Below are 23,163 nucleotides of genomic sequence, written 5' to 3' on the forward strand. Positions count from 1 at the left end.
CAATAGAAGTAAATGGAAATCAGTAAATTAATAGCCCGGTGAAAGCAAAAGTAAAATTTTTTAAATTTTACTTTTCTGGCGCTTCAGAAACTTAAAAACAAGCCCAAACGCTAAAACTAATTTTATGCAAACAGTAACTGCACCCGTGGCGGATGCCGCCATTGTGAATACCGCCACGGTTACCCGCCGGATTGCCTCGGTGGATGTTTACCGGGGCTTTGTGATGTTGCTCATGATGGCCGAAGTACTGGCTTTCAGTCGGGTTTCGGAAGCCTTGCCCAACAGCACCTTCTGGCAGTTTTTAAGTTTTCACCAGAGCCACGTGGAGTGGGTGGGTTGTTCGCTGCACGATTTAATTCAGCCGTCGTTTTCTTTTCTGGTGGGAGTGGCTTTGCCGTTTTCGTTGGGCAGCCGCTTAGCCAAGGGCGCTACGTTTGGAGCTTTGCTGCGGCATACTATGGTGCGTTCGCTCATCTTAATTTTACTGGGCATTTTTCTGCGGTCCATGCACTCGGAGCAAACTTACTTTACTTTCGAAGATACGCTTTCCCAGATTGGCCTGGGTTATACCTTCTTGTTTTTACTGGGCTTTTACTCGCCCCGCGTGCAACTCATTGCTTTGGTGCTGATTCTGGTGGGTTACTGGGCTGCTTTTGCCTTGTTCCCGTTGCCGGGTGCTGGTTTTAACTACACGCTGGCCGGCGTAACCCCCGACTGGCAATACAACCTGCAAGGCTTTGCCGCGCACTGGAACAAAAACACCAACTTTGCCTGGGACTTCGACCGCTGGTTTTTAAACTTGTTTCCCCGGGAAAGTACGTTTACCAACAATGGTGGCGGCTATTCTACCTTAAGTTTTATTCCCACGCTGGGCACCATGATTCTGGGTTTGTTTGCCGGTAAAACCTTAAAAGATAACGTAGCACCCAATCAAAAAATTAAAAAATTTGTGATCACCGGCGTGTTGCTATTAATCGGCGGTTTGGTATTGCACCTAACCGGGGTTAACCCCATCGTCAAACGCATCTGGACGCCCGCCTGGGTTTTGTTTAGCGGCGGCTGGTGCTTCTTGTTTCTGGCTTTTTTCTACGGCGTAATAGATGTAGCTAATTACAAGCGGTGGTCATTTTTCCTGATGGTAATTGGCATGAACTCCATTGCGGCCTACGTTATTGCCGATGGCTTGGGGGCATTTATTGGTAATTCTTTAGCTATTCATTTGGGCCAGGATTACAATCTGCTATTTGGTTTACCTTATGCCACGCTGGTAAAAGGCGCCTTGGTTTTGCTGATTGAGTGGTGGATCTTGTACTGGATGTACAAAAACAAAATCTTTATTAAGATATAAGAGCTCGCCTCTGACTAGGGCAAGATTTTAAAAATTTTTTCTGGCGCAAACGTTTGTTTCGGCTTACCTGCCCGGAAACACAGCTATACCCTTGATTTTTTAAAAATAATCTCACCTGCTATGTATTCTACTAAAAGTTACACTTGGTTTACCTTGGGCCTCTTTTCGCTTTTATTGGCACTGCCCAACTGTTCCCAGAAAAAAGCTTCCCCCGAATCCGCAGCGGAAGTATCTGGCTCTCCGGAAACAGCCGGTTCTCCCGCTGAAACTCCAGCTTACTATACCCTGGACGATTTTGCCAAAATTAAAAAAGTAGATGCGCATTTTCATATTCGCCGCGACGATGCCGCCATTGTGGAACAAGCTCAACAGGATAACTTTCAGTTGCTCAATATCAACGTAAATGCTTCGGCCAACGACCCGATTGAAAAGCAGCGTGATTTAGCGGTAAAATACATCCGGGCCTACCCGGAGCAAGTTAGTTTTGCCACCACTTTCCCGCTGAAAAATTTTAATGAACCTGCTTGGCAGCAACAAGCTATTGCTTATTTAAAAGATTCGTTCGGGAAAGGTGCTATTGGGGTAAAAACCTGGAAGAACATCGGCATGGAGCTGAAAGACAAGCAAGGCAAATTCGTGATGATTGATAACCCAAAGTTTGACCCCATCCTGGACTACATTGCCCAGAACAAAATTACCTTAATCAGTCACCAGGGCGAACCGAAAAACTGCTGGCTGCCCGTAGAAGAAATGACCGTGGAAGGCGACAAAACTTACTTTACCGAGCACCCGCAATACCACATGTACAAGCACCCGGAGTACCCGAGTTACGACGACCAGATTAACGCCCGCGACCACATGTTAGAAAAGCACCCCGATTTAAAAGTAGTAAGCGTGCACCTGGCCAGCCTGGAGTGGAACGTTGACGAAATTGCCAAACGCCTGGATAAATACCCGAACCTGGCCGTAGACATGGCTGCCCGCATTTCGCATTTGCAACACCAGGCCGTTACCGACTGGCAAAAAGTGCACGACTTTTTCATAAAATACCAGGACCGCCTGCTGTACGGTACCGACATTATTGTGCCCCCCGGCGAAAACGCCACCGCCGCCGAAGTAAAAAAAGATGCCCACCAGGTTTGGCTGGAAGACTGGAAGTTTTTCACTACCAACGAATCCTTGAGCAATAGCAGCGATAAAAACTACAAAGGCTTACAGCTACCGCGCGAGGTAATCGATAAAATTTACTACCAGAACGCCGTAAAATGGATTCCGGGTTTAAAGCCCCGGTAAAATCTTAAGACATCAAAGCATTCCAAAACCTATTTAAAATTTGCAAACCGTACCTGCCGCTGGTGCGAGCTTGCAGCTCGTACCATAATTATCCGCGCAAAAGGTCAAAAGGTACGAGCTGCAAGCTCGCACCAGCAACCAACAACCAGCAACCAAAACATCTGCCTACTTAATCATTCTTTTATGAAAGTGTTATTCCAACTGCCGGCCGTTTGCCGTATGGTGTGTGCCGCCGGTATTATGGCTTTGCTGTTGGTTTTTACTGCCCAGGCCCAGGAAAAAGCTAATTTAAGGTTGCTCGATTGGCGCCCGCGCAGTGAGTTGGTAGTGCCGCAAACCGAGATTACCAAGCCTAAATTCCCGGTAATTGATATTCACAACCATTTAGGTAGTTTAGAGAAAACCGAAGAATTTTTAAAAGAAATGGATAAAGCCGGCGTAACGGCTGCGGTTAGTTTAGACGGTCACTCCAAAGATGATTTTTTTAAAAAACACCTGAAAAAATCCGCGGAAGTGTCGAAAGACCGTTTTCTGGTATTTTTTGCGCCCGATTGGGAACGCATTGATGAACCGAATTTCGGGCAAAAAGAAGCCAAGCGCCTGACAGAAGCCGTGAAATTGGGTGCGCGTGGGATTAAAGTTTACAAGCGGTTAGGTTTAACTGTGAAAGATAAAACCGGCAAAGTGGTGCCCGTAGACGATGCCCGGCTGGATCCAATCTGGGCCAAATGCGGGGAGCTGGGTATTCCGGTGCTGATGCATGTGTCGGATCCGGTTGCCTTTTTTAAACCAATTGATCAATACAACGAACGTTACGACGAGCTGGCCGGTCACCCGGAATGGGGCTATTATGGAAATAATTTTCCCAGCAAAGAAGAAATTCTGGCCCAGCGAAACCGGGTACTGGCCCGTCATCCTAAAACTATTTTTATCGGAGCGCACGTGGCCAATTTACCCGAAAACCTAGGTGTGGTGTCGCAGTGGCTGGACGAGTTCCCGAACTTATACGTTGAGATTGGAGCCCGCATCAGTGAGTTGGGCCGGCAACCGGTTACGGCGCGTAAATTCATGATTAAATACCAGGACCGCGTTTTATTTGGCACCGATACCCAGCCCAGCTTTAACGCCTATAAAATTTATTACCGTTTTCTGGAAACCGCCGACGAGTATTTTGACCCGGCGGGCGGCCACCACCTGCAAGGCCGCTGGATGATTTACGGCCTGCAATTACCCGACGAGGTGCTGGAAAAAGTGTACAATAAAAACGCGCAGAAAATATTAAGCGCCTACGCCGGAAAATTAAAATGAGGGGTTGGCAGAAATTATCTCGGTGCGGCTGGATCGGCGTGTTGCTTTTCAGTTTACTAGCCCGGGTTGGTAAAGCACAGCCTGATGCCAACGAAACTATTATCGTAAAAGCCATCCCGGATTTTGAATTAACGGGCACCGGCACCAACCCGAACTGGCAAAAAACTAACTGGATAATTTTACCGCAGCGCAAGGAAACCACAACCCCTAAAGAAACCAAAGTAAAAGTATTGTACTCCCAAACGGGTTTGTACTTCTTGTTTTCCTGCCAGGACGAATTTTTAACGGCTTCTAAAACCGCGGATTACGAAAAGCTTTGGCTCGAAGACGTAGTGGAAGTATTTCTGTGGCCGGACCCTGGGCAAACCATTTACTTTGAATACGAGCTGTCGCCGCTGAATTACGAGTTGCCCATCCTGGTGCCCAATATCAACGGCAAGCAACTGGGCTGGCGGCCCTGGCTCTACGAAGGCAATCGCCAAACCCGGCACCTGACCAGCGTAAGCGGCGGCAAAAAAATAACCAACAGCCCCATTAAAAGCTGGATGGCCGAGTTTTTTATCCCTTACGAACTACTGGCCCCGCTCGGCAATGTGCCGCCCCAGCCCGGCACCGAATGGCGGGCCAATATGTACCGGGTAGATTACGACCACCAGAAAACGGTGCATTGGTCGTGGCAAAAAACGGAGAAAAGTTTTCATGAATTTAAAAAATTTGGGAAGCTGGTATTTGAGTAAAGTGCCTGCCTGCCGTACAATAAAATTTCCGGCGTTTGCCAAATTACATTCCAATGCGGCTGATGCTATATAAGCCGAAAAAATAAAAATTTAAAAAATGGGTTTAAAATCAAGGTTTAAAGCTAATAGCGTAATTCAATGCACCTTTTTGCTTTTTTTACTATTTCGTTTGCCAGGGGCTAGTCCGGCGGCGGCCATTAGTTTAGCTGAATTTTCGCAGCAGTTTCGTTTATTGCCCCAACCGCAAAAAGTAAGTTTAATATCCGGTAAGGCTGCTCCTGCAGGTTTTGTAAAACAGATTTTTTTAAAAAATGCGACTAAACCCGTTCTGCCGGCTACCCTAAAAAATTTGCCTCTGGCTACAGCTCCCGGCAAAAACGTGCTGGTGCTGGAAATTACCACCACCGATAAAGTACCAACTAACCCGGAAGGTTACTGGCTGGAAATAAAAGACGATCAGGTAATTATAGCCGCCCGCAACCAGGCTGGTTTGTTTTACGGTTGCCAAACCTTGCACCAGTTGCTCCAGGATGCCCAGGACCAAAAGATTACCATTCCGGCCTGCCAGATCACCGATTTCCCGGAACTGGCCTACCGGGCCGTGCACTTGGATCTAAAGCACCATTTAGATAAGGTAGATTATTACTACAGCTACCTCGACAAGCTGGCCCAGTTTAAAGTAAACGCCGTAATTGTTGAGTTCGAAGATAAACTGCGTTACCGCAAAGCTCCGGAGGTAGGGGCCAGCCACGCCATCTCCATCGAAGAATTTGCCAAAATAAGTAAATACGCCCAGGACCGGCACATCGAAATCAGTCCTTTAATTCAGGGTTTGGGGCACGCTTCGTTTATCCTGAAGCACGAAAAAAATAAAAAACTCCGCGACGACCCTGCTTCCGACTGGTCTTTTGATCCTTTAAACCCGGAAACCTACGATTTGCAGTTTGCTCTGTACGAAGATGCGCTAGCCGCTACGCCCAACGGTAAATACCTGCACATTGGCGGCGACGAAGTAGGCAACTTGGGCATGTCGGAGTTGGCAAAAAAATCGGGGAAGAAGCCTTTGGAACTGCAAATGTACTGGCTGAATAAAGTCTGTGAATTTGCCCGGCAGCACAACCGTACGCCTATTTTCTGGGACGATATGGTTTTTAAATTATCCGACATGTACGAATCTACGTACCGCGAAGATCTTTCGGTGAGCGCGATTGATAGCATCTGGCAGAAAAACGAAAACCGGCTAAACCAGAACATTAATTTATTCCCGAAAAACTGCGTGTATATGCGCTGGAACTACGACAACCCATGGCTACCGGGCAACAGCCGCGCCATCGACTGGTACAAAGCGCACAACTTACAGGTAATGGCAGCCACGGCGGCGCAAACCATGTGGCCTTTTATGCCGCGCAACCAATCGAACTACAAACCCATTAAAGAGTTTTGCCGCATTGCCGCCGAGAAAAAAATGAACGGCATTTTGTGCACCGTTTGGGACGATAGCTCGCCGCATCAGGAAACCGGCATGCGCGGCTTATCTTACTTTGCCCTGTTCAGCTGGAACCACACCGATATTCCCGCAGAAACTGCCGACAGTATTTTCCGGCATAGATACTTCGGTCCAGCGGTAGCAGATAAAGCTTACGCATTTCAGGATTTGATGGAATCGGCGGTGGAGTTCTGGGAAGATGGTTTGCTAAATAAAGGTTACCGCAGCAAATACCCCGAAAAAATAGATTTAATAGAACTGCCCGATGCAACTAAAAGTAGCGAATGGAGTCAGAAATACGCCCCCAAACTTACCCAGGCCCAACAAGCAATTACCCGGTATATCACCATTAAAAACAAAATAGAACAAGCCGAAAAACTTGCTCGCCGCAATCAGTACACTTTGGCCTTGTTTAAACAAATGAACGAACTGCAGGTGTATCCGGCTAAGTTACTGGTGTCGCTGCGAAATTATGACCAGGCCAAAACTGCCGCGGAGAAAAAAGCCGCGCAGCAAAAAGTACAACAACTGGTCACCAACTTTACCACGTTGCGCCAGAACTACGAAAGTGTATTTTCTAAAACCCGCCTGTTAAATAATCCCCCGGGCTACGTGCTGGACCAAAACGGCCACCATCACCTGGCGAATGGTACGGTCAATAACGATTGGATGTACGTTTACGAATTGGCAATGAATAAAAAATTGAAATTGTGGATAAGTGGAGAGATCTAACTGTTTTGGTACTTCTGCCGGATGGCTTCGGATCTGGTTTTCGTTTATGGACTACTGGCTAATTAGGTGGAAGCTTTTATTTATTTATTCATCTATTCATTTATTCAACTCATTTACTGTCACCATTTTAAAAAAAACCTGGCGCAAGTTTTCAAACTTGCGCCTTTTTATAAAGTAAAGTCTGTGACTTTACTCCGGCCAAAAGCCGGAACCCTGATCTGCTTTGGCAAGCTGCTAAACGGAAGTTTGAGTAGTGTCAGCTTTAAAAAGATTTAAGAAACTTATCAACTGTACTTTTTTGGGAGCCGGTTCCCGTCTCTAGGTTTAGGTTCCATCTAATTTGATACGGCTACGTTTGCCTCATGGCCGGCGGGCCTCGTTTACCCCTCCGCCTGCGGCTCCTCCCCTAAAAACAGGGGAGGAGATGCCGCTATTCTGCTCCCTCAACTGTGTCTGTGTAATTTTGCTCCGCAACACCGGAACTCTAGCTGGTGCTCTTGAGCTAAAGCCAAACTGGAGTGTTTGCGTTTAGAAGCTGTATAGCCTATATAAAACTAGAGGTAACCTTTGCCTTTGGGGGTGTCTGCACCACCAAAACGGGATAGCTCCACAAAATACTACTCCTAAATACTTCTAGCTAGTACCTTTAATTATTACATTTTAGAATGCTAAACGGCTTCTTAGCTAATCTGTTTTTACATAAGCTATGAAAATAGCTTATGTAAAAACAGATTAGCTAAGCTATTCCCCGAAAGTGGTGAACACGGGCAGTTCCGGTAAGAAACTGGTGAGGTTGGAGTGTGGGTGTGAAAGCAAGGCAGATGATTGGCTTATATTGGGATATAGAGAGTTGTTATTATTATAAGAACTTTGGATTTCAAAGTATGAATGCAAAAAAATAGGTTTTTAAAAAAAACATTTTTGAAGGATCAGACATTGCGTTTTCTAGAGTAATAAGGGATGAAATACGAGTACTTGTTTTCTTGAAATAAATTTATAGCAACAATAGGAAGTCAGGTAATTAGGAAGATTTTAATCCTAAAACTTGAGGTTCATTTAATAGATTAATGATTTAGTTATGGTGCTTTTATCCACTAAAGGTATTGTTGTCTTTCTATCTATTATGAATCTTTTGCAAATGGAATGTATCATTTTTGATAATTAAAACTTTGGGTATCGTTTTATGATCATCGAATTCATATAGGAAAAGGGTATCAAGAACCGGAGCATCGTATATCTCTTCATAATTCCGAATTCCAGCATTAATGTTATTTGTTTTTATCAATCTATTTCCAGGATTGCCAGTAATTCCTGTTTCAAAGTACTGAATTATTACATTTTCCTGTTTTTTGTTCTGGTAAATAGCAATATCGGTATAAAATGGCTCTAAGTCACTTAATGAAACATAAAGTATTAATGCTGAAATAATCCACCCGAAAACAAACAAAAAACAAATTAAGTACTTCTCAATTTTAAAAAACGCAAGAATTAAAAGAGTTAAAATAAAAGTTAAAGTACTCCAAAATAAAGCTCCTTGGTCAAGGGCAACATAAAAAGGATCTCTGGGTTCTTGGTTATCGCTATCAATAAATCCAACTGAAAAGTAAATACTCGTTATAAGTATGAGCAAAATAGCTCCTGTAATTATGCGAGTTGAATGACGTAAAAGAATGTTTTTCATCGTTTCAATTACTGCCAACCAGCGACTACAAAGCGAATTGCCTTTGTCAAAACGCAAAATTTTTAAAAATTTACCCTTCCCGGGCTTTAATCAACTGTTCCAGGGCGTTTAAATGGTCGTTAAAAGCTTTGCGGCCGGCTTGGGTAACGGCGTAGGACGTGTTGGGCTTTTTGCCGATGAACTGCTTACGTACTTGCAGGTAATTCAGCTTTTCGAGGGCGGTGATGTGGCTGGCTAAGTTGCCGTCGGTGAGATTGAGCATTTCTTTTAAAGTAGCAAACTCTACCCAATCGTTTACCAGCAAAATCGACATCACCCCTAATCGAATCCGACTTTCAAAAGCTTTATTTAGATTGTTAAAGGCGATCATCGTTCGTATTTATTGTACAACAGGATACCATAAACAATGTGCAGTATCCCAAATCCAATGGCCCAAAACAGCAGGCCATATCCGATAAACCAGGCGGCTAATAAACCTAAAAATAACTCGCAAAGAGCTAACTGGCGTAAATCGGAGTAAGTGTATTTGCTGGCGTTTAGCAAAGCTAAACCGTAAAACAATAAAGTGGCCGGTGCCAGTAAACCCACCAAACCGTGTTTCAGCAAAATTAAACAAAAGATGCCGCCGGCAGCTAAAGGAATCAATAAATTCCAGAAAAGCCGCTGGGCCGAAGCATCCCAGACCGGTAAATTTTTGCGACGCGCTTGCCGGGTAGTTAAAAATACACACACCGTTAGCGAGGCGACTAATACCAGTAAGGCAACCAAAATTAAAAAAACAGGTAAACTGGAAGTACTCTGCCCGGTATTGGGTTCGGCGGTAGCATAGGTAGTAGCGGCACGCAGGTTAAAGTTAAGTTTCCAGAAAACAGCCAAAGCACCTAACAAAGCAGAAGTACCGGCAAATACCCCCGATAAACCGCTCAGGGAAATAAATCGGGACGAACGCTCCATAAGCGAGCGAATCTCGGATAAGTTTTCTAAGTGGCGATCCGGGTTTTTCATTTGGTGTTATAAAAGTTCTTTGTATTTCAAAGTAAATGTTAAATATTCAAATTTCCAATGATGGTAACTATTAAATTAAAAAAATTATTCCTGTATAAGGTAGCGGCGTTTAACCGGCTGCCTTACCAGTAAAGCCCAGAAATCTGATTTTTTAAAATAAACCTATACCTGCAAAATAGGTTATAGGTCAGTAACCACAATAACCTGCCCTCCGCTTAAGTTAAGCTAAAACTAATATACTATTTGGTTGTGTAAGTACCGGTAATGGCTTGAAAATGAGGAAAACTCACGCAAAGTAGGTTTAAACTGGCATAATATTTATTATTCTATATATTCAACTAGAAACTAAATAGCATGCTACAAAATCTACTTTCGCTTTTCATTATCCTTGTTTTACTGGCTAGTTATCAAAAAGAAGAAGATGGCGAATATTTATTCATCTGATTCCTTTTTTAACCGTAATGGTTCTGTTATGAATTTATACGATTTTTTCGGTAACAACCACCAGCAAAGAGCCTCCCTGGTGTGGGAGCAGGGCGAATTTTTAACTATTCGCGTGAGTGGTGAGTATAGCGTGTGCTTGTATTCGATGGGTAATTTTTTTGCCGAAATCTGGTACCGCATCGTGGATAACCAGGTAGATTTTGTACGAGGTTTTAAAAGCAATGCTCTTCTGGAGCCCTACCTGGAATTAGTAGATCTTTCGCAAATTATAAGGTGAAATACGATGTGGCAGTATTGGGTAGTCGGGTTTATTTTGCTGAACTGGGTAGGTTGGGTGGCCTATCATTGGCTGAAACCACAATGGATGCCTAAACTAAACAAGCGCCGAAAATACCGGGGTATTTAGTAAGGTTAAAATTACGGAGCCAGATTTAAGGCCAGAGTCCGGCGAGGCAAAAATTTTAAAAAGCAACTACTTGTGTTAAGTAGTAAAAGGGCTGATTGTTTTAAGAACAGTCAGCCCTTTTTATTTAAAAGCGGGAAGTGGCAATTGAATGTTTAGATTCTACGTAAAAGCAGTAAAATTTAAAAACATTTACCAATGCTGCCAGAAGAGAACCTGCAACGATTTATATCGGCCCAAGAATCCAGTTACCCGGTGGCCTTAGCCGAAATAAAACAAGGCCGGAAACAAAGCCATTGGATGTGGTATATTTTCCCGCAAATACAAGGACTGGGCTTTAGCGAAACTTCCCGGTATTACGCCATCCAAAATATCCGCGAAGCCGAAGCGTATCTAAACCACCCGGTGCTGGGTAAACGCCTGGTGCAAATTTGTGAAGCCTTGTTGCAACTGCCTAATAATAACGCCACCCGTATCTTCGGTAACCCCGACGATTTAAAGTTAAAATCTTCGATGACCTTATTTGCGGCGGTTAAAAACAGTCCACCGGTTTTTCAGGAAGTGCTGGATAAGTTCTTTCGGGGCGTACCGGATCAAAAAACCTTGCAATTGCTTGCCACGCCAGCCTAAAATTTAAAAATTTCACACCATTTCACCATCACCCGAAATAGTCGGTAACAGAAGGATGGCGATAATAAAATATAATTGCTTTTGATTGATTTACGATAGATTGTGTTTTGGGGATGATCTTAAAATTTTTCCGGGAGTATATAAAAGTAAATAGATGGCACCGGATTAGAGCTATAAGCCGAATTTACCAGTAAACGGGATAGGTGCGGGTGTTAATTTTAAAAATTTAAAAAACCATGCAAAAACTGCCCATTACAGTTCAACGGTCACTGGAGCTTTTAGGTCTGTTTATCTTGGGCTGGCTGTTGATTATAGGCAAAGCTGTTATTACGCCCTTGCTCATGGCCTTTTTTATAAGCCTGGTTTTACTGCCCATTTACCGCTTTCTGCGCAAAAAACGTTTCCCCGAAGTATTGGCCATTGTTATTGGTATTTTGGCCTTGTTTATCGTGGTGGGAGTTATCGTTTTCTTTTTCTCTACCCAAGTCACCAACCTGTTATCAGATTTTCCTACCATCCGGAAAAACGTGAGCCAGCACCTGACTTCTTTAAGTGCCTGGATAAATGCCAAAACTGATTTTTCGCCCGACCAACAGGTTGAATTTATAAATGAGCAGAGCAACAAGCTGTTAAATTACGGCGGAAATGTATTAAAAGGGGCTGCCGGTTCAGTTACCTCGGTGCTTGTTTTTCTAGGCTTGCTGCCTATTTATACTTTCCTGATTTTATTCTATAAAAATTTACTCCTGCAATTTGTTTTTATGTGGTTTCCGGCTAAAAACCAGGAACGGGTAAAAGAAGCTTTAACAGAAATCGAACTTATTATTAAAAGTTATTTAATAGGCTTGCTCATTCAAATAACCTACATGACCGTGCTGGTGGGCGGGGCTTTGCTGTTGTTTGGCATAAAACACGCTTTTTTAATTGGCGTTATTTTCGCGTTGCTCAACTTAATTCCGTACATCGGGGCTTTATTTGGTAATATTATTGGCGTGCTGCTCACTTTAGCTTCCTCCCCGGATTTAGGACCGGTTTTTACGGTGCTGGCTGTAATTGCGGTGGCACAGTTTCTGGATAATAACATATTAATGCCCCGCATTGTAGGCGCCAAAGTTAAAATAAATGCCCTAATAGCCATTGTGGGGGTATTTATTGGGGGCGCCATTGCGGGCATTGTAGGCATGTTTTTGTCGTTGCCGATAATTGCTGTTTTAAAAATTATCTTCGACCGGACGGATAAATTTAAGCAATGGGGTGTTTTATTCGGCGACGAGCGGCCCGCTAAATCCCCGATGCGAAACTCCTGAGCCGGCGGGTAACAATTTTAAAAAGTAAAGAGTACATCTTGTTAAGTTGTACGTTTTAAAAAGCGAAGAAGCATGGTAAAAACCGTTATGTTGGTAGATGATAATATGATTAACAATTTCATCATGAAGCAGATTATTAGCAACGTAGATGAACAGTTAGAGGTGAAAGATTTTACCTCGCCCCAAGATGCCCTGCATAACATCGAAAAAGTAAATCCTTCGCTTATATTTCTGGATTTAAACATGCCGGTAATGAATGGCTGGCATTTTTTAGACAACATGGCCGCCCAGCAAATGGAAACTTATAAAGTATACATTTTAACGTCTTCTACCAGCGAACTAGACCGGCAACGTTCCGGCAATTACCAAAATGTACTTGGGTTTTTAAATAAACCTTTAGATCAGGAAATACTGGCCGCTATTCTGCAATCGGCTTAAAATATGCAAAGCCCCAATGCTGCATCAATTGCGGTAAATTGCCGCTAGTAGCTGCCGGAAAATTAAAAATTTAAAAATTGGCGCTTAAAACCTGCGCTTACTCCTATAAAGCAGCCCGCCATTTAAGTTTCAGAAGAATGTACTTGTTCTCGCCGGGAGGTAATTGAGAAGGTCAGCAAAGCAGGTTTTCTAGTTTATAGGGTAAAAAAAGAGGCAAAAAAGAAACACTGCTGTTATTTTAATTGGGTTAGACTAGCCAGAAGTGCGGGTTTTACTATCTTTAGCACGTTCCCCTGATGTAACAACTGCGGGCTTACGCTTAATTTATGAAGATACTTGGGTTCTTGCTGGCTTTAATTTTTATTAGCTACCGCAGCGTAGCCCAGGATCCTTTTGCCTTGTTTACGGAAGCCCGCGAAAAAGCCCGGCAGCAAAACTATCCGGCTTATTTAGCCGACCTGAAGAAAGTAAACGAACTGCTGCCTAATTACCCCGATTTTATGTACGAACTGGCCAAAGCGTACGCCCGCAACAACCAGGTAAACGAAGCCCTCGAACTTCTAAAACAAGTAAACTACTACCGCTTTCCGTTTGATTTCCGGCAGGAACCAGCTTTTAAAAATTTAGCGGAGAACCCAGCATTTATCGAATTGGTGCAGCAGGCCGCGGTGTTTTTAAAGCCCGTTCGTAAAAGTACCTTGTACCTGACCTTACCCGAGCCTGCCTTTATTCCGGAAGGAATAACTTACGATGGTAGCCGCCGAACTTTTTACGTGGGCAGCTACGCGCAGAACAAAATAATTCAGGTTAAAAAAGATGCTCCGGTGGTGCCTTTTACCGTGGCTGGTCAAGATGGTTTAGGTGGCGTGCTCGGTTTAAAAGCCAATGTTAAAAAGCAGGAACTCTGGGTTTGCCACAACACCGAAACTGGTACAGGCGGCGTTTATAAATACGACTTAACTACCCGCAAAATTTTAAAAAAATACCTGTTGCCAGCCCCCGCTCCCGGCGAAGCACATACTTTTAACGACATAGCCTTGGCCCAGGATGGCACCGCCTTTGTAACCAACAGTAGCTTAGGCGCGGTGTACCAGATTACCCCGCAGCAAGACTCCCTGGTAAGAGTTGCCGAGATTGGCCGCCTGATTTACCCCAACGGGCTGGCGCTTTCTACCGACGAGCGGTATTTGTACGTAGCCAGTTTCAGCGGTATTTTAGTGTACGACCGGGTGGTAAAGGTACTGGCCAAGTTAGAAACCAATAACCAACGCCGTACCGGCGGCATCGATGGCTTGTATTTTTATACCCAAAACGGGCTGGATTATTTAATCGGTATTCAGAATGCTTTTACGGTAAACGGCGAAAGTGCCGAACGGATTATTAAAATTACCCTCGACCCGACGTTAAAAACCATGACGGATTTCGAAATTCTAGAATCGTTAAATCCGCAGTTTAATACGCCTACCACCGGTGCCATTGTGGGCGATGATTTTTACTACATTGCCAACAGCCAGGTTCAGAAAGTAAAACCCGGCGGCAAAATAGAAGGCACCGTAGTGCCGAGTAAAGTTTTTAAGCTTTCTTTGAAGTAAAATCCCAGAAGGATCCTGTTCGTACCAGTGCGTGTTGCCAGCAGGTTTTGTAGGTCCGGCTGGCTGAGGATCTATAGTTTCTTACCAGTTAGTTCTTGTTCGCATAGCTGCGGTGTTAGCTTTATTTCTTAGTGAAGGTGTTTCATTGCTTGTGTATTTGTTCTTTTTGTCTTGACACAAAAAGAACCAAAAAAACGCAAGACGCTAAAAAATCGCTGAACAACGGAACAGTTTAGCGTCAAACCTTGCACCTGGCTAATGCTATCTGTTACATTACTGGCTTGCAAATTTTTAAATTTTAAAATTCGGGTCATTCAGGAGGAACCTATTTAACTACGCAGCAGAATTGTTTTAATTAGCAAAAAGCCCTTCAAAAGCTTTGTTAGAAAGTAAGGTAGTAACCTTCTAAACAAAACAACTATTTGCAAAAGCAACTTTGTTCGGGCTGCCTTTTCCACAAGCGCAAGTTTGAAAACTTACGCCAGCAATGTACCAGCTATGCGCCAGATAAAAGAATAAAGCCGTCCCAGTAAAAAGTCCCCCTTCGGAGGGGGTAGGGGGAGGACCAACCCCGCGAATATATTTTGGTAAATGGTGCCTGGTAAATGGCTACTCAAATCAACCCATTTACAACGCGGGCAAATTTTTCGATGCCTTGGGTAATTTGAGCTTCGGTAAACGCGGAGTAGCCGAGTAACAAGCCCGGTTTTTTAAAATTTGTTAGGGTATAATCCGATAAAGGCGGGGCGATAATCCCTTCCTGGCGCAACAACTCCGATACGGCTTTATCCGAAAGATGCTCGGGGAGCCAAACCAGGATGTGCATCCCGGATTCGTTCATGTCGGAGTAAGCAAGTTGAGGCGCGTACTGGCGCAGGCAAGCTAGTAAAGTGTCTTGCCGCTTTTTGTAGAGTATGCGCATGCGGCGTAAGTGCCGGGTAAAATGGCCTTCCTGGATAAACTCCGTTAAAATAAGCTGCTCCAGAATAGGATGCTGCCGATCGAGCATGGCCTTGTGGTACCGGAAATGATTAGCCAAAGCTACGGTTGGTAAAACCAGGTAGGCAATGCGTAAAGCCGGAAATAAAACTTTACTGAACGTTCCCAGATAAATCACCCGTCCGCCTTTATCCATGCCCTGGAGCGACGCCAGCAGTTTGCCCGTGTAACGGAACTCGCTGTCGTAGTCGTCTTCAATCAGCCACATGTGGTTCTGGTTGGCCCAGGCCAGCAGCTCTAACCGTTTGCAAGCGGGCATGGTACCGCCTACCGGGTATTGGTGCGAAGGCGTTAAATAAGCCATACGGGCATTCGGGTAATGTTTTTTGGCGTAATCTAAATCTAACCCGTCGGGGGTAGTTACGGGTATGGGGCAGCACTTGCCGCCGGCATTCACCAGTGCGGCCCTAGCCCCGTGATAACCTGGATCTTCCAGCCAAAACTCGGCGCCGCGGGGCAGCAGTAATTGCCCGGTTATGTTTAAACCTTGCTGTGAGCCATTCACAATTATAATTTGTTCGGCGGTGCAGTTTACCGCCCGGTGCACCCGTAAATAATTGGCAATGGCTTCGCGGAGCGGTAAATAACCAGCGGCATCGTCGTAACCTAAATGCGACAAATTAAAATAACGCAGTACCTTATTGGCAATCTTGGACCAAACCGCAAATGGAAAATCTTCGAAAGAAGGAATGGCATTCTGGAAAGGTATTACGGTTTCGCGGGCGCTATTTCGCTGAATGAGCTCGGCCGGTAAGGGTAAAGGATATACATCAGCTTCCGTATTAATGTAAGACGCATTGTCCGATTTCGGCTCTTTTTTTAATTTTTTAGTTAAAAGCAAAGCATCGGGTAAGGTGTTCGCCACAAACGTGCCCGAGCCGGTGCGCCCTACCAAATAACCTTCCAGGGCTAGTTGCTCAAATGCCAGCAAAACAATATTCCGGGAAATGCCTAACTCTTCGCAAAACACCCGGCTGGCGGGCATTCTTTCACCGGCTTTGTAACCGGCCACTCAAAATGGCGCTCCGGATACTTTCGTAGAGTTGCTGGTGCATGGGCTGTTCTCCGTGGCGGCTTACTTTTATACCGGCCAAAGAAATCTGGTGGGCGTTTTTGCTCATAAAATTGGCTCTATCATTTTTGCAGTATTTGGTACTTATTAGTGAGCCAATTTAAGAATAGTTTTGATGAAAAATAACAACCATCATTAAAACTAACATATCATGAAAAAGCTCTTGATTACCGCGCTTATCATTATTCAGACTGGTTGGGTGCTGGCCCAAACCTACCCCACTATTTACGTGCGCCACCAAAACGCAAAACTTTACCAACAGCCCGCTTGCCGCGCCGAAGTAATTAGCTTGCTTCAATTAACCGACCAGGTGCAACTGGTGCGTAAGTTTAATGAACGCTGGCTGATTGTAAAAGTAAACGGCCAGCCGGGTTACGTAGAGCGCTGGAACGTAACCAAAAAACAAAGCCGGCAAAAAAACAAACCTTCCTCGAACCTGCCTTTGATAGTGGTGGAGCAGAAAAATTAAAAAATTTAAAAAATCGCCTATTTAAAACAACCATGCAAACTTTACGCTATCCAGAAGTTACTCTAAGGCCCACAGGACGGGTGTCGCAGTATGCTCCCGGCGACACCCCGGCGGCTTTAGCTTTCTTTTACCACAAGTTATGTTACGAATCAGACCCCTCGGATGTATACCACGACTGGCAGGATGGTATTCAGGATTTTGTAGTAATTGATGCCCGTTCCCGCGAAAGTTATGCCGTAGAACACGTGCCCGGCGCCCGGAACATTCCGCATAAAGAAATGAACCACGAAACTACTGCTGTTTTACCCCACGATAAAATATTGGTAGTGTACTGCGATGGCATTGGCTGTAACGCCAGCACCAAAGGTGCCGCTAAACTGGCCGCGTTAGGCTTTAAAACCAAAGAAATGATTGGTGGTCTGGATTGGTGGAAACGCGATGGTTATACCGTAGAAAATGGTCCTGGAAATACTGCCCCGCCAGTTTGTGGGTGCAATTAGCAGTTAACAACTGGATATCAGGTACTAAAATCGGTTTACATTAAAACCTTAAAAAATTCTGAAAGGTGTACTCCAAGCACCTGTCAAATAGACACTGAACTATCTGTAAAAACAAACACCAGGGCTGTTGATTATAGAAAAAGATCAGTACAACCGCCAGGTCTATAAAGCCCCACAACTATACCATTACAAAGCAGATTAAAGTATTAGCTAGCAATAGGAGCAAGTCTTTGGTTTTAATAAAAGCAACTTACTGAAGCATTACTTTAATACTTTGTACTTGTCCTTGGCTATCGGTGCACCGGATCAGGCAAAAGCCCTGGTATTTACTATATTTTGGATAAGTTAAAATGGGCAGTTGGTTTTGGAAGAAGATTGAAGCAAAATTTAAAAATATGCTATTTTAACTATATCATCCAGAGTAAATTCTGCTTAAGTCGTTCATCCTATCTCCTCGATAACCTATCCGGTTGACGAACAAACTATAAAATTTTTCCTGTCAGAGTCTTTTCTAAAGTCTTAAATGAATTCCGGTATTAAGGCCAGGTATTTTTACTTGTAAAAGTCCGTACTTTCTGGTAAGTTAATCAGTATAAGTACTGGTCTTGCGTTTCTCTGTGCGAGTGGGTAAAATTCAGGAAAAAAAGTACACTGTTTAGCTATTCCGCCGGGTGTTTCGGTTTAAAGATTTAATAAAAGACTATGAAAGACGTTGTTCCATTCGACTGGACCCGGATCTTTATCCACGATGAGTTGCCACTTGGCTTTTTGGGCGAGATAGCTTTCCGGAGTGCTTTAATGTATGTGTTTGTCTTAATTACGCTTCGGGTAATGGGACGACGCGGCATTAAGCAGCTTTCTTTGTTTGAGTTTAGTATTATTCTGGCCTTAGGTTCCTCGGCCGGCGACCCCATGTTTTACGAGGATGTGCCTATTGGGCATGCTTTGGTGGTATTTGTAGTGGTTATTCTGTTGTATGTGTTCTTTAACTACTTAACCGAAAAAGTAGAACCCGTAGAAAGATGGCTGGAAGGTCGAGCGGTGTGCATTATTGAAGATGGCGTAATCAATCTGAGCAACTTTAAGAAACAAAATTTAACCTACCACGAACTCTTCGGCGAAATACGGCAGTACCAAGTAGAGCACCTGGGGCAGGTTAGAAAAGTATACCTGGAAGCTACCGGCGAAATAAGCACCTACTTTTTTACGGACGAGGAGGTAAAACCCGGCTTACCTATTTTCCCGGAATTGTTAACAACCGCTACCGATAAAATAGAACAGGAGGGAGAGTATGCCTGCCGATCTTGCGGTCAGGTACAAAAGTTGCCGCGTGGCGAACAGCAACCGTGTACCCGTTGCCAGCACAATCTCTGGCTGAAAGCTTGTAGCACCAAACGAATTACTTAGTAGCTGCTTTTCAGGCAAGATTAAGCCAGTAAAATGCCTGTTTTTTAAAAAACGTTGTACCCGGCAATCCTGTTTACGGCTTTAAAAGTTGCTGGTAGATCAGTTTTGGGCGAGATTGAAAAATAATTCATTTTATTTTATTTGTAACCCTAGCCTTTCCAAGCCGTTAAAGAAGATATAACCAACTTAAAAGAAGATTGGTAAATTCCAGACTGTAAAATTGCCGGTAACCGAGCTTCTGGTAGATTTTGGTTAATAAATCTGCTAGTAAAATCTGGTGCACCCATCGCAAGCTTCTGTTGGAAACCCAATTCGAATGGTAAGTTCGTTGTAATTAAAAGAAAGCCTCCCGTATGTTATTGCGGGAGGCTTTCCGTTTTTATAACCCTAACAGTAACAAAATAAAATGGAAGTTATTCATGATGCGGAAGATATGCGGTTTTACGCGGCTGTAAATGGCGAAGAAGCCGAGTTAACGTATACTTACCCCGAAGAAACAGTGCTGGATTTAGATTACACCTACGTTCCAGCCTCGGCGCGAAATCAAGGTTTATCCGACCATTTAGTGCGGGCGGCGCTGGATTTTGCCCGGGCGCAAAACTACCAGGTTATTCCTTCTTGCCCCGTTGTAGAGGCCTTTGTAAAACGCCATTCTGAGTACCAGGATTTACTTACCTGATCAGGAGGGTAGCAGCCAGGTTTTGCTCTGCGGATGAATCGTAGAATGCGTAAGCATACCGTTATAAGCAAGCTCTTTCGTAACAGGTTACGTTAGCTTCAAAACCGCATTTTCCCTTAATTTAGGAAAAAATCAACTTATTAATTAGTGTAATTTCATAGAACTTTAAACATTTCTGGAACAAAAGTAAACCTCAGTTTGTATAATGGCTAACAGTGATAGATTTTATAACAATACTAATAGATACATTTAATTTTAATTAAAACGAATAAACAACTACAATGGCAGCAACAAAATGGACGCTTGATCTTTCGCACAGTGAATTAGGATTCAAGATTAAGCATTTAATGATTTCGAACGTTACCGGTAAGTTTACCAAATTTAATGTAGCCGCCGAAACCGAAAACGATGATTTTTCGAATGCCAAACTGGTGGCCGATATAGATGTAGCTTCGATTGATACCGCTAACCAGCAACGCGATGAGCACTTACGCAACGCCGACTTTTTTGGCACCGAAACCCACCCCACCATGAAGTTTGTTTCGACGGAAGTAGAAAAAGTTGACGATGATACCTATAATCTTTATGGTAACTTAACGATTAAAGACATTACCAAGCCGGTGAAACTGTCGGTAGAACATAGCGGCATTGCCACCGACCCGTGGGGAAATGTGAAAGCGGGTTTCTCGATTAGCGGTAAAATTAACCGGAAAGATTGGGGTATTAATTACAATGCCGCCCTGGAAACAGGTGGCGTTATGCTAGGCGAAGAATTAAAATTACAAGGCGAAATACAATTAGTAAAACAAGCTTCTTAACCAGTTTTTTAAAATTTTAAAAAAGGCTGCCCCAAAATCTGGAGCAGCCTTTTTCATTTCCTGAAAGCTGTAAGTTTTGATTTTACAACCGCGGGTTAGCAGTACAATATTTTGCAACTACACTTTCTGCAGTAATTCCAGCATTTTGCGGTCGAGCTTTTGGCCGTACCAATCTTCGTAAGCTACATCAGTCCGGCCGGAGTTTAATACGCCAAAGTCGCCGTTAAATTCCCACACAGCAAAGCCAATATCATTCTCCGATAAAATACCCAGTACATCGCCGAACCAAGCTAAGAATACGTCGTGCGGGGTTTTGTTCCAGGCGCCGCATTCGCCGCAGTGTACGCCCACGCCACTTTTTACCAGTTCAATCCAGGGGCGGTAAAACTCTTCCAGGATGGCGCGGCTTAAATATTTATCGCCTACCTGGCCGGGCCATTTGGGCTCGGGTAGGTTTTCGGGGTCTTTGTTGGCCCATGGCGCTTTGTAGTGGGAAATAATGCCCGGATTATAACCCCGACAGCTTTGCGCAATGTTTAAATCGGTTATTTCGGGGATAACGGTAGTGCCGGTGTTGTTGCCATCGGCTATTACCAGGTGTTTCTTGTTTTCCTGGCGGATAGCTTCCGAAGCCGCTTTGGCTACTTTGCGGTACGTTTCGCCGGGTACGGTGCTGCGCTGCGAGTGCTGGTCGTTCATGTCTTCGCGCATGCTAGGCTCGTTGAGCAAATCAAAGCTTATTTTTTTAGGCGACATGTTTTTGTACCGCTTGGCCCACATTTGCCAGTGAAAACAAAAGGCCTTTAAAGCTTCATCGTCGGTCCAGAGGTTGTAGGGTTCGTTAAAGCCGGCATTTACGCAGTAGCCCGGCGCCCGGTGTAAGTTTAAACTCACGTGCATTTTATATTTATGCGCCAACTGCACCAGGTTATCAATCTTATCAACCTGCTTTTCGTCTATTTTATAAACTTCTTCGGGCGTGATGTTGCGGCTGCGGTCGAAATTTAAATAATAAGGGTATGCCATAGGCACCCGCACAAAATCAAACCCCCAATCTTGCATCCACTTAAAATGCTCTTCGGGCGTAGGCTTTCGGGTACTGGCCGGATCCGGCGAAAAAAAGTCGAGCAGGTTAAAGCCTTTCCACTTGGGCAATTTATTCTTTTTGCGGGCGGTAGCTTCTAAGCCAGCCAAAGCGCTGGTGCCGGCTAAGCCCAAGCTTGCCGTAAGAATACCGGTTTTTTTAATAAAATCGCGCCGCGTGGTAAAGTTTTCATTTTGCATCTGTTTCTGCTCCGGGTAAAGTTGATGTGTTTATTTCATCCGGAATTTACATTTTTGCAGCAAAACCCAGCGCATCCGGCAGCGCTATTTTTAAAATTTTCTTTGGTACAGACGGTAAAAGCAGGGTTACAGCTCGTAGCCAGTTACTAATAACTTTAATCGGAAAATCGGTTGAATAACTCTTGCGCTTTTTGCCGTTGAAAATGGGAAAAATTAAAAAAATGTACTCAAGCAAGTTGTTGACATAAATAAGAATGACAGAGAAAACCGAAAGTTCTAACCCCAGGCCGTGAATTTTTGAAAATGCTGATAACCAGATGTTTTCACCTGACCGGCAATATGGAATTAAATATGGTACTTTAATAGAATTTGCTCAAGGTAGCCCACTAGCAGGAAAATGTTTCTTGGTTGATAATTGTGGCGGAGAGCATTTAATAAATGAACTGTGTGGTGGACCTCCAATTTGGAATAATGAAGGAACCAAAGTAGCCATACCAGTTTGGAAACACACATTTCTAAAAGGAACAATTCAAAAAATCTTAATCATAGATATTAATAATCAGGAGTGTACCTTATTTAGAAAGAAGTTTAGAGTACTTGATTTCAAATCCTTCAATAAAAATATCATTTATGGAGTTGATAGTCCGGTTCACAAGACTGTTGAAATTCATTTTGACTTGAATAAAGAAGAAGTTGAAGAAAAGTATAAAATTTAAAATTACTTAAGCCAGCAAAATTTAAAGCGCATTCAAACGTGCCTTAGCCAAGTCCGTTAGAGTATTGTTGGGTAATTGCAGATACTCTACCGATAGACGATTTTGTTCCGGAAACTTAACTAAAAGCAGGCGCCAACTTAAAACTATCAATTATGATTGCAGATTTTATTGCCATTTACGACCGGGATTTTAATCGACTTAAAAATGAGATTCAAGCGTTTACCCACGAAGAAAATCTGTGGCGCATTACGGGGCAGGTAAAAAATACGGCCGGCAATTTAGCCTTGCACTTGGTTGGGAACCTGAAAACGTACATTGGGAAGAATTTGGGCAACTTTACGTACGTGCGCGACCGGGAGGTAGAGTTTTATTTAAAAAATGTACCGCAGGCACAGTTAATCGAGCAAATACAAGAAACCAAGCAAGTAGTAGTAGCCGCCCTGCAAAACTTAGATAATGCCCAGTTATCCGCAACTTACCCCGAAGAAACTTTAGGCTATCCCATGACCACCAACTTTTTCCTGATTCACTTGGCGGCGCATCTTTCTTACCATTTAGGCCAGATTAATTACTTGCGCCGGATACTGGAGGAGTAAGGCTTTATTCTTTTGTTTTTTAAATTAATAATTTTTAAAAATTAAATTGGTGAACAGCCCCGGTTCGTGCCGCTGAATTGTTTGGCTTTTAACTGGCGTAAAGTCAGATGCCTTATCTGATAGGTAGGCCCATGTTTGAAAACTTGCGCCAGAGAATTTTTAAATAATTCTTTTTCCTAAATAAATCAACTGGTTTAAAAACAAAAAGCCCCGGTGGTG

The 23,163-nt window shown here is 43.7% G+C and carries 24 protein-coding genes; 18 read left to right on the forward strand and 6 right to left on the reverse strand.

Features of this window, described 5'->3' with window-relative positions:
• Positions 1–124: 124 nt before the first annotated feature.
• The 5 genes from HUW51_RS09035 to HUW51_RS09055 all read left to right on the forward strand — a co-directional run bounded on the left by HUW51_RS09035 (position 125) and on the right by HUW51_RS09055 (position 6,904).
• Positions 125–1,348, forward strand: a complete 1,224-nt coding sequence (locus tag HUW51_RS09035) for an acyltransferase family protein (RefSeq protein WP_317175620.1) — start codon at positions 125–127, stop codon at positions 1,346–1,348.
• A gap of 120 nt (positions 1,349–1,468) precedes the next feature.
• Positions 1,469–2,641, forward strand: coding sequence for an amidohydrolase family protein (locus HUW51_RS09040; RefSeq protein ID WP_185273647.1), 1,173 nt, complete (start codon positions 1,469–1,471; stop codon positions 2,639–2,641).
• 183 nt (positions 2,642–2,824) lie between these two features.
• Complete coding sequence (locus tag HUW51_RS09045; protein ID WP_185273648.1) at positions 2,825–3,949, forward strand: amidohydrolase family protein; 1,125 nt, start codon at positions 2,825–2,827, stop codon at positions 3,947–3,949.
• On the forward strand, positions 3,946–4,686 hold the full coding sequence (locus HUW51_RS09050) for a carbohydrate-binding family 9-like protein (protein WP_185273649.1): 741 nt from the start codon (positions 3,946–3,948) through the stop codon (positions 4,684–4,686). The genes HUW51_RS09045 and HUW51_RS09050 overlap by 4 nt, the downstream gene beginning before the upstream one ends.
• 148 nt (positions 4,687–4,834) lie before the next feature.
• Positions 4,835–6,904: a glycoside hydrolase family 20 zincin-like fold domain-containing protein gene (locus HUW51_RS09055; protein ID WP_185273650.1), complete on the forward strand. Its 2,070-nt coding sequence runs from the start codon at positions 4,835–4,837 to the stop codon at positions 6,902–6,904.
• A gap of 1,114 nt (positions 6,905–8,018) precedes the next feature.
• Here the strand turns inward: HUW51_RS09055 and HUW51_RS09060 are convergent.
• From HUW51_RS09060 to HUW51_RS09070, 3 genes are read right to left on the reverse strand one after another with little or no spacing between them, the layout of a single operon-like run.
• Positions 8,019–8,642 (reverse strand): hypothetical protein, encoded by a 624-nt coding sequence (locus HUW51_RS09060; RefSeq protein WP_185273651.1) that lies wholly within the window; start codon positions 8,640–8,642, stop codon positions 8,019–8,021.
• A 13-nt stretch (positions 8,643–8,655) separates the two neighbouring features.
• A complete protein-coding gene (locus HUW51_RS09065; RefSeq protein WP_185273652.1) occupies positions 8,656–8,955 on the reverse strand; it encodes a winged helix-turn-helix domain-containing protein in 300 nt (99 codons plus the stop codon).
• A complete protein-coding gene (locus HUW51_RS09070) occupies positions 8,952–9,590 on the reverse strand; it encodes a hypothetical protein (RefSeq protein WP_185273653.1) in 639 nt (212 codons plus the stop codon). The genes HUW51_RS09065 and HUW51_RS09070 overlap by 4 nt, the downstream gene beginning before the upstream one ends.
• 472 nt (positions 9,591–10,062) lie before the next feature.
• Here HUW51_RS09070 and HUW51_RS09075 point away from each other — a divergent pair, with 472 nt between their 5' ends.
• The 6 genes from HUW51_RS09075 to HUW51_RS09095 all read left to right on the forward strand — a co-directional run bounded on the left by HUW51_RS09075 (position 10,063) and on the right by HUW51_RS09095 (position 14,404).
• On the forward strand, positions 10,063–10,311 hold the full coding sequence (locus tag HUW51_RS09075; RefSeq protein WP_185273654.1) for a hypothetical protein: 249 nt from the start codon (positions 10,063–10,065) through the stop codon (positions 10,309–10,311).
• A 6-nt stretch (positions 10,312–10,317) separates the two neighbouring features.
• Positions 10,318–10,440 carry a hypothetical protein gene (locus HUW51_RS24735; protein ID WP_262891323.1) on the forward strand — a complete coding sequence of 41 codons (123 nt, stop codon included), beginning with the start codon at positions 10,318–10,320 and terminating at the stop codon, positions 10,438–10,440.
• Positions 10,441–10,635: 195 nt separating this feature from the next.
• The gene (locus HUW51_RS09080; RefSeq protein WP_185273655.1) at positions 10,636–11,067 is read left to right on the forward strand and encodes a DUF1810 domain-containing protein; all 432 of its coding nucleotides are present in this window, start codon (positions 10,636–10,638) and stop codon (positions 11,065–11,067) included.
• A 236-nt stretch (positions 11,068–11,303) separates the two neighbouring features.
• Complete coding sequence (locus HUW51_RS09085) at positions 11,304–12,374, forward strand: AI-2E family transporter (RefSeq protein WP_185273656.1); 1,071 nt, start codon at positions 11,304–11,306, stop codon at positions 12,372–12,374.
• A gap of 72 nt (positions 12,375–12,446) precedes the next feature.
• Positions 12,447–12,812, forward strand: a complete 366-nt coding sequence (locus HUW51_RS09090) for a response regulator (protein ID WP_185273657.1) — start codon at positions 12,447–12,449, stop codon at positions 12,810–12,812.
• A gap of 326 nt (positions 12,813–13,138) precedes the next feature.
• Positions 13,139–14,404, forward strand: coding sequence for an SMP-30/gluconolactonase/LRE family protein (locus tag HUW51_RS09095; RefSeq protein WP_185273658.1), 1,266 nt, complete (start codon positions 13,139–13,141; stop codon positions 14,402–14,404).
• Between the two features lie 613 nt (positions 14,405–15,017).
• Here HUW51_RS09095 and pdxR read toward each other — a convergent pair.
• Both pdxR and HUW51_RS24740 read right to left on the reverse strand, forming a co-directional pair.
• On the reverse strand, positions 15,018–16,388 hold the full coding sequence (gene pdxR / locus HUW51_RS09100) for a MocR-like pyridoxine biosynthesis transcription factor PdxR (protein ID WP_185273659.1): 1,371 nt from the start codon (positions 16,386–16,388) through the stop codon (positions 15,018–15,020).
• Positions 16,389–16,392: 4 nt separating this feature from the next.
• Entirely contained in the window at positions 16,393–16,524 is a 132-nt protein-coding gene (locus HUW51_RS24740) for a hypothetical protein (protein ID WP_262891324.1), read from the reverse strand.
• Positions 16,525–16,626: 102 nt separating this feature from the next.
• Here HUW51_RS24740 and HUW51_RS09105 point away from each other — a divergent pair, with 102 nt between their 5' ends.
• From HUW51_RS09105 to HUW51_RS09125, 5 genes are all read left to right on the forward strand, one after another.
• Positions 16,627–16,944: a hypothetical protein gene (locus HUW51_RS09105; RefSeq protein ID WP_185273660.1), complete on the forward strand. Its 318-nt coding sequence runs from the start codon at positions 16,627–16,629 to the stop codon at positions 16,942–16,944.
• A gap of 32 nt (positions 16,945–16,976) precedes the next feature.
• Positions 16,977–17,444 carry a rhodanese-like domain-containing protein gene (locus HUW51_RS09110; RefSeq protein ID WP_185273661.1) on the forward strand — a complete coding sequence of 156 codons (468 nt, stop codon included), beginning with the start codon at positions 16,977–16,979 and terminating at the stop codon, positions 17,442–17,444.
• A 702-nt stretch (positions 17,445–18,146) separates the two neighbouring features.
• Positions 18,147–18,851, forward strand: a complete 705-nt coding sequence (locus HUW51_RS09115) for a DUF421 domain-containing protein (protein ID WP_185273662.1) — start codon at positions 18,147–18,149, stop codon at positions 18,849–18,851.
• Between the two features lie 406 nt (positions 18,852–19,257).
• Positions 19,258–19,530 carry a GNAT family N-acetyltransferase gene (locus HUW51_RS09120; RefSeq protein ID WP_185273663.1) on the forward strand — a complete coding sequence of 91 codons (273 nt, stop codon included), beginning with the start codon at positions 19,258–19,260 and terminating at the stop codon, positions 19,528–19,530.
• Between the two features lie 281 nt (positions 19,531–19,811).
• A complete protein-coding gene (locus HUW51_RS09125; RefSeq protein ID WP_185273664.1) occupies positions 19,812–20,348 on the forward strand; it encodes a YceI family protein in 537 nt (178 codons plus the stop codon).
• Between the two features lie 117 nt (positions 20,349–20,465).
• Here the strand turns inward: HUW51_RS09125 and HUW51_RS09130 are convergent, their stop codons facing one another.
• Positions 20,466–21,632, reverse strand: coding sequence for a glycoside hydrolase family 5 protein (locus HUW51_RS09130; RefSeq protein ID WP_185273665.1), 1,167 nt, complete (start codon positions 21,630–21,632; stop codon positions 20,466–20,468).
• 317 nt (positions 21,633–21,949) lie between these two features.
• On the opposite strand from HUW51_RS09130, the gene HUW51_RS09135 reads away from it, so the two are divergent.
• Both HUW51_RS09135 and HUW51_RS09140 read left to right on the forward strand, forming a co-directional pair.
• Entirely contained in the window at positions 21,950–22,348 is a 399-nt protein-coding gene (locus tag HUW51_RS09135) for a hypothetical protein (protein WP_185273666.1), read from the forward strand.
• Between the two features lie 152 nt (positions 22,349–22,500).
• Complete coding sequence (locus tag HUW51_RS09140; protein WP_185273667.1) at positions 22,501–22,944, forward strand: DinB family protein; 444 nt, start codon at positions 22,501–22,503, stop codon at positions 22,942–22,944.
• Positions 22,945–23,163: the final 219 nt, after the last annotated feature.

It is taken from the genome of Adhaeribacter swui (assembly GCF_014217805.1).
GTDB lineage: Bacteria > Bacteroidota > Bacteroidia > Cytophagales > Hymenobacteraceae > Adhaeribacter > Adhaeribacter swui.

What these genes read in the sequence shown, in the direction of transcription:
- HUW51_RS09035 (WP_317175620.1), top strand. Translation starts at nt 125, where the DNA reads ATGCAAACAGTAACTGCACCCGTGGCGGATGCCGCCATTGTGAATACC.
- HUW51_RS09040 (WP_185273647.1), top strand. Translation starts at nt 1,469, where the DNA reads ATGTATTCTACTAAAAGTTACACTTGGTTTACCTTGGGCCTCTTTTCG.
- HUW51_RS09045 (WP_185273648.1), top strand. Translation starts at nt 2,825, where the DNA reads ATGAAAGTGTTATTCCAACTGCCGGCCGTTTGCCGTATGGTGTGTGCC.
- HUW51_RS09050 (WP_185273649.1), top strand. Translation starts at nt 3,946, where the DNA reads ATGAGGGGTTGGCAGAAATTATCTCGGTGCGGCTGGATCGGCGTGTTG.
- HUW51_RS09065 (WP_185273652.1), bottom strand. Translation starts at nt 8,955, where the DNA reads ATGATCGCCTTTAACAATCTAAATAAAGCTTTTGAAAGTCGGATTCGA.
- HUW51_RS09070 (WP_185273653.1), bottom strand. Translation starts at nt 9,590, where the DNA reads ATGAAAAACCCGGATCGCCACTTAGAAAACTTATCCGAGATTCGCTCG.
- HUW51_RS09075 (WP_185273654.1), top strand. Translation starts at nt 10,063, where the DNA reads ATGAATTTATACGATTTTTTCGGTAACAACCACCAGCAAAGAGCCTCC.
- HUW51_RS24735 (WP_262891323.1), top strand. Translation starts at nt 10,318, where the DNA reads ATGTGGCAGTATTGGGTAGTCGGGTTTATTTTGCTGAACTGGGTAGGT.
- HUW51_RS09080 (WP_185273655.1), top strand. Translation starts at nt 10,636, where the DNA reads ATGCTGCCAGAAGAGAACCTGCAACGATTTATATCGGCCCAAGAATCC.
- HUW51_RS09085 (WP_185273656.1), top strand. Translation starts at nt 11,304, where the DNA reads ATGCAAAAACTGCCCATTACAGTTCAACGGTCACTGGAGCTTTTAGGT.
- HUW51_RS09090 (WP_185273657.1), top strand. Translation starts at nt 12,447, where the DNA reads ATGGTAAAAACCGTTATGTTGGTAGATGATAATATGATTAACAATTTC.
- HUW51_RS09095 (WP_185273658.1), top strand. Translation starts at nt 13,139, where the DNA reads ATGAAGATACTTGGGTTCTTGCTGGCTTTAATTTTTATTAGCTACCGC.
- pdxR (WP_185273659.1), bottom strand. Translation starts at nt 16,388, where the DNA reads ATGCCCGCCAGCCGGGTGTTTTGCGAAGAGTTAGGCATTTCCCGGAAT.
- HUW51_RS24740 (WP_262891324.1), bottom strand. Translation starts at nt 16,524, where the DNA reads ATGAGCAAAAACGCCCACCAGATTTCTTTGGCCGGTATAAAAGTAAGC.
- HUW51_RS09105 (WP_185273660.1), top strand. Translation starts at nt 16,627, where the DNA reads ATGAAAAAGCTCTTGATTACCGCGCTTATCATTATTCAGACTGGTTGG.
- HUW51_RS09110 (WP_185273661.1), top strand. Translation starts at nt 16,977, where the DNA reads ATGCAAACTTTACGCTATCCAGAAGTTACTCTAAGGCCCACAGGACGG.
- HUW51_RS09115 (WP_185273662.1), top strand. Translation starts at nt 18,147, where the DNA reads ATGAAAGACGTTGTTCCATTCGACTGGACCCGGATCTTTATCCACGAT.
- HUW51_RS09120 (WP_185273663.1), top strand. Translation starts at nt 19,258, where the DNA reads ATGGAAGTTATTCATGATGCGGAAGATATGCGGTTTTACGCGGCTGTA.
- HUW51_RS09125 (WP_185273664.1), top strand. Translation starts at nt 19,812, where the DNA reads ATGGCAGCAACAAAATGGACGCTTGATCTTTCGCACAGTGAATTAGGA.
- HUW51_RS09130 (WP_185273665.1), bottom strand. Translation starts at nt 21,632, where the DNA reads ATGCAAAATGAAAACTTTACCACGCGGCGCGATTTTATTAAAAAAACC.
- HUW51_RS09135 (WP_185273666.1), top strand. Translation starts at nt 21,950, where the DNA reads ATGTTTTCACCTGACCGGCAATATGGAATTAAATATGGTACTTTAATA.
- HUW51_RS09140 (WP_185273667.1), top strand. Translation starts at nt 22,501, where the DNA reads ATGATTGCAGATTTTATTGCCATTTACGACCGGGATTTTAATCGACTT.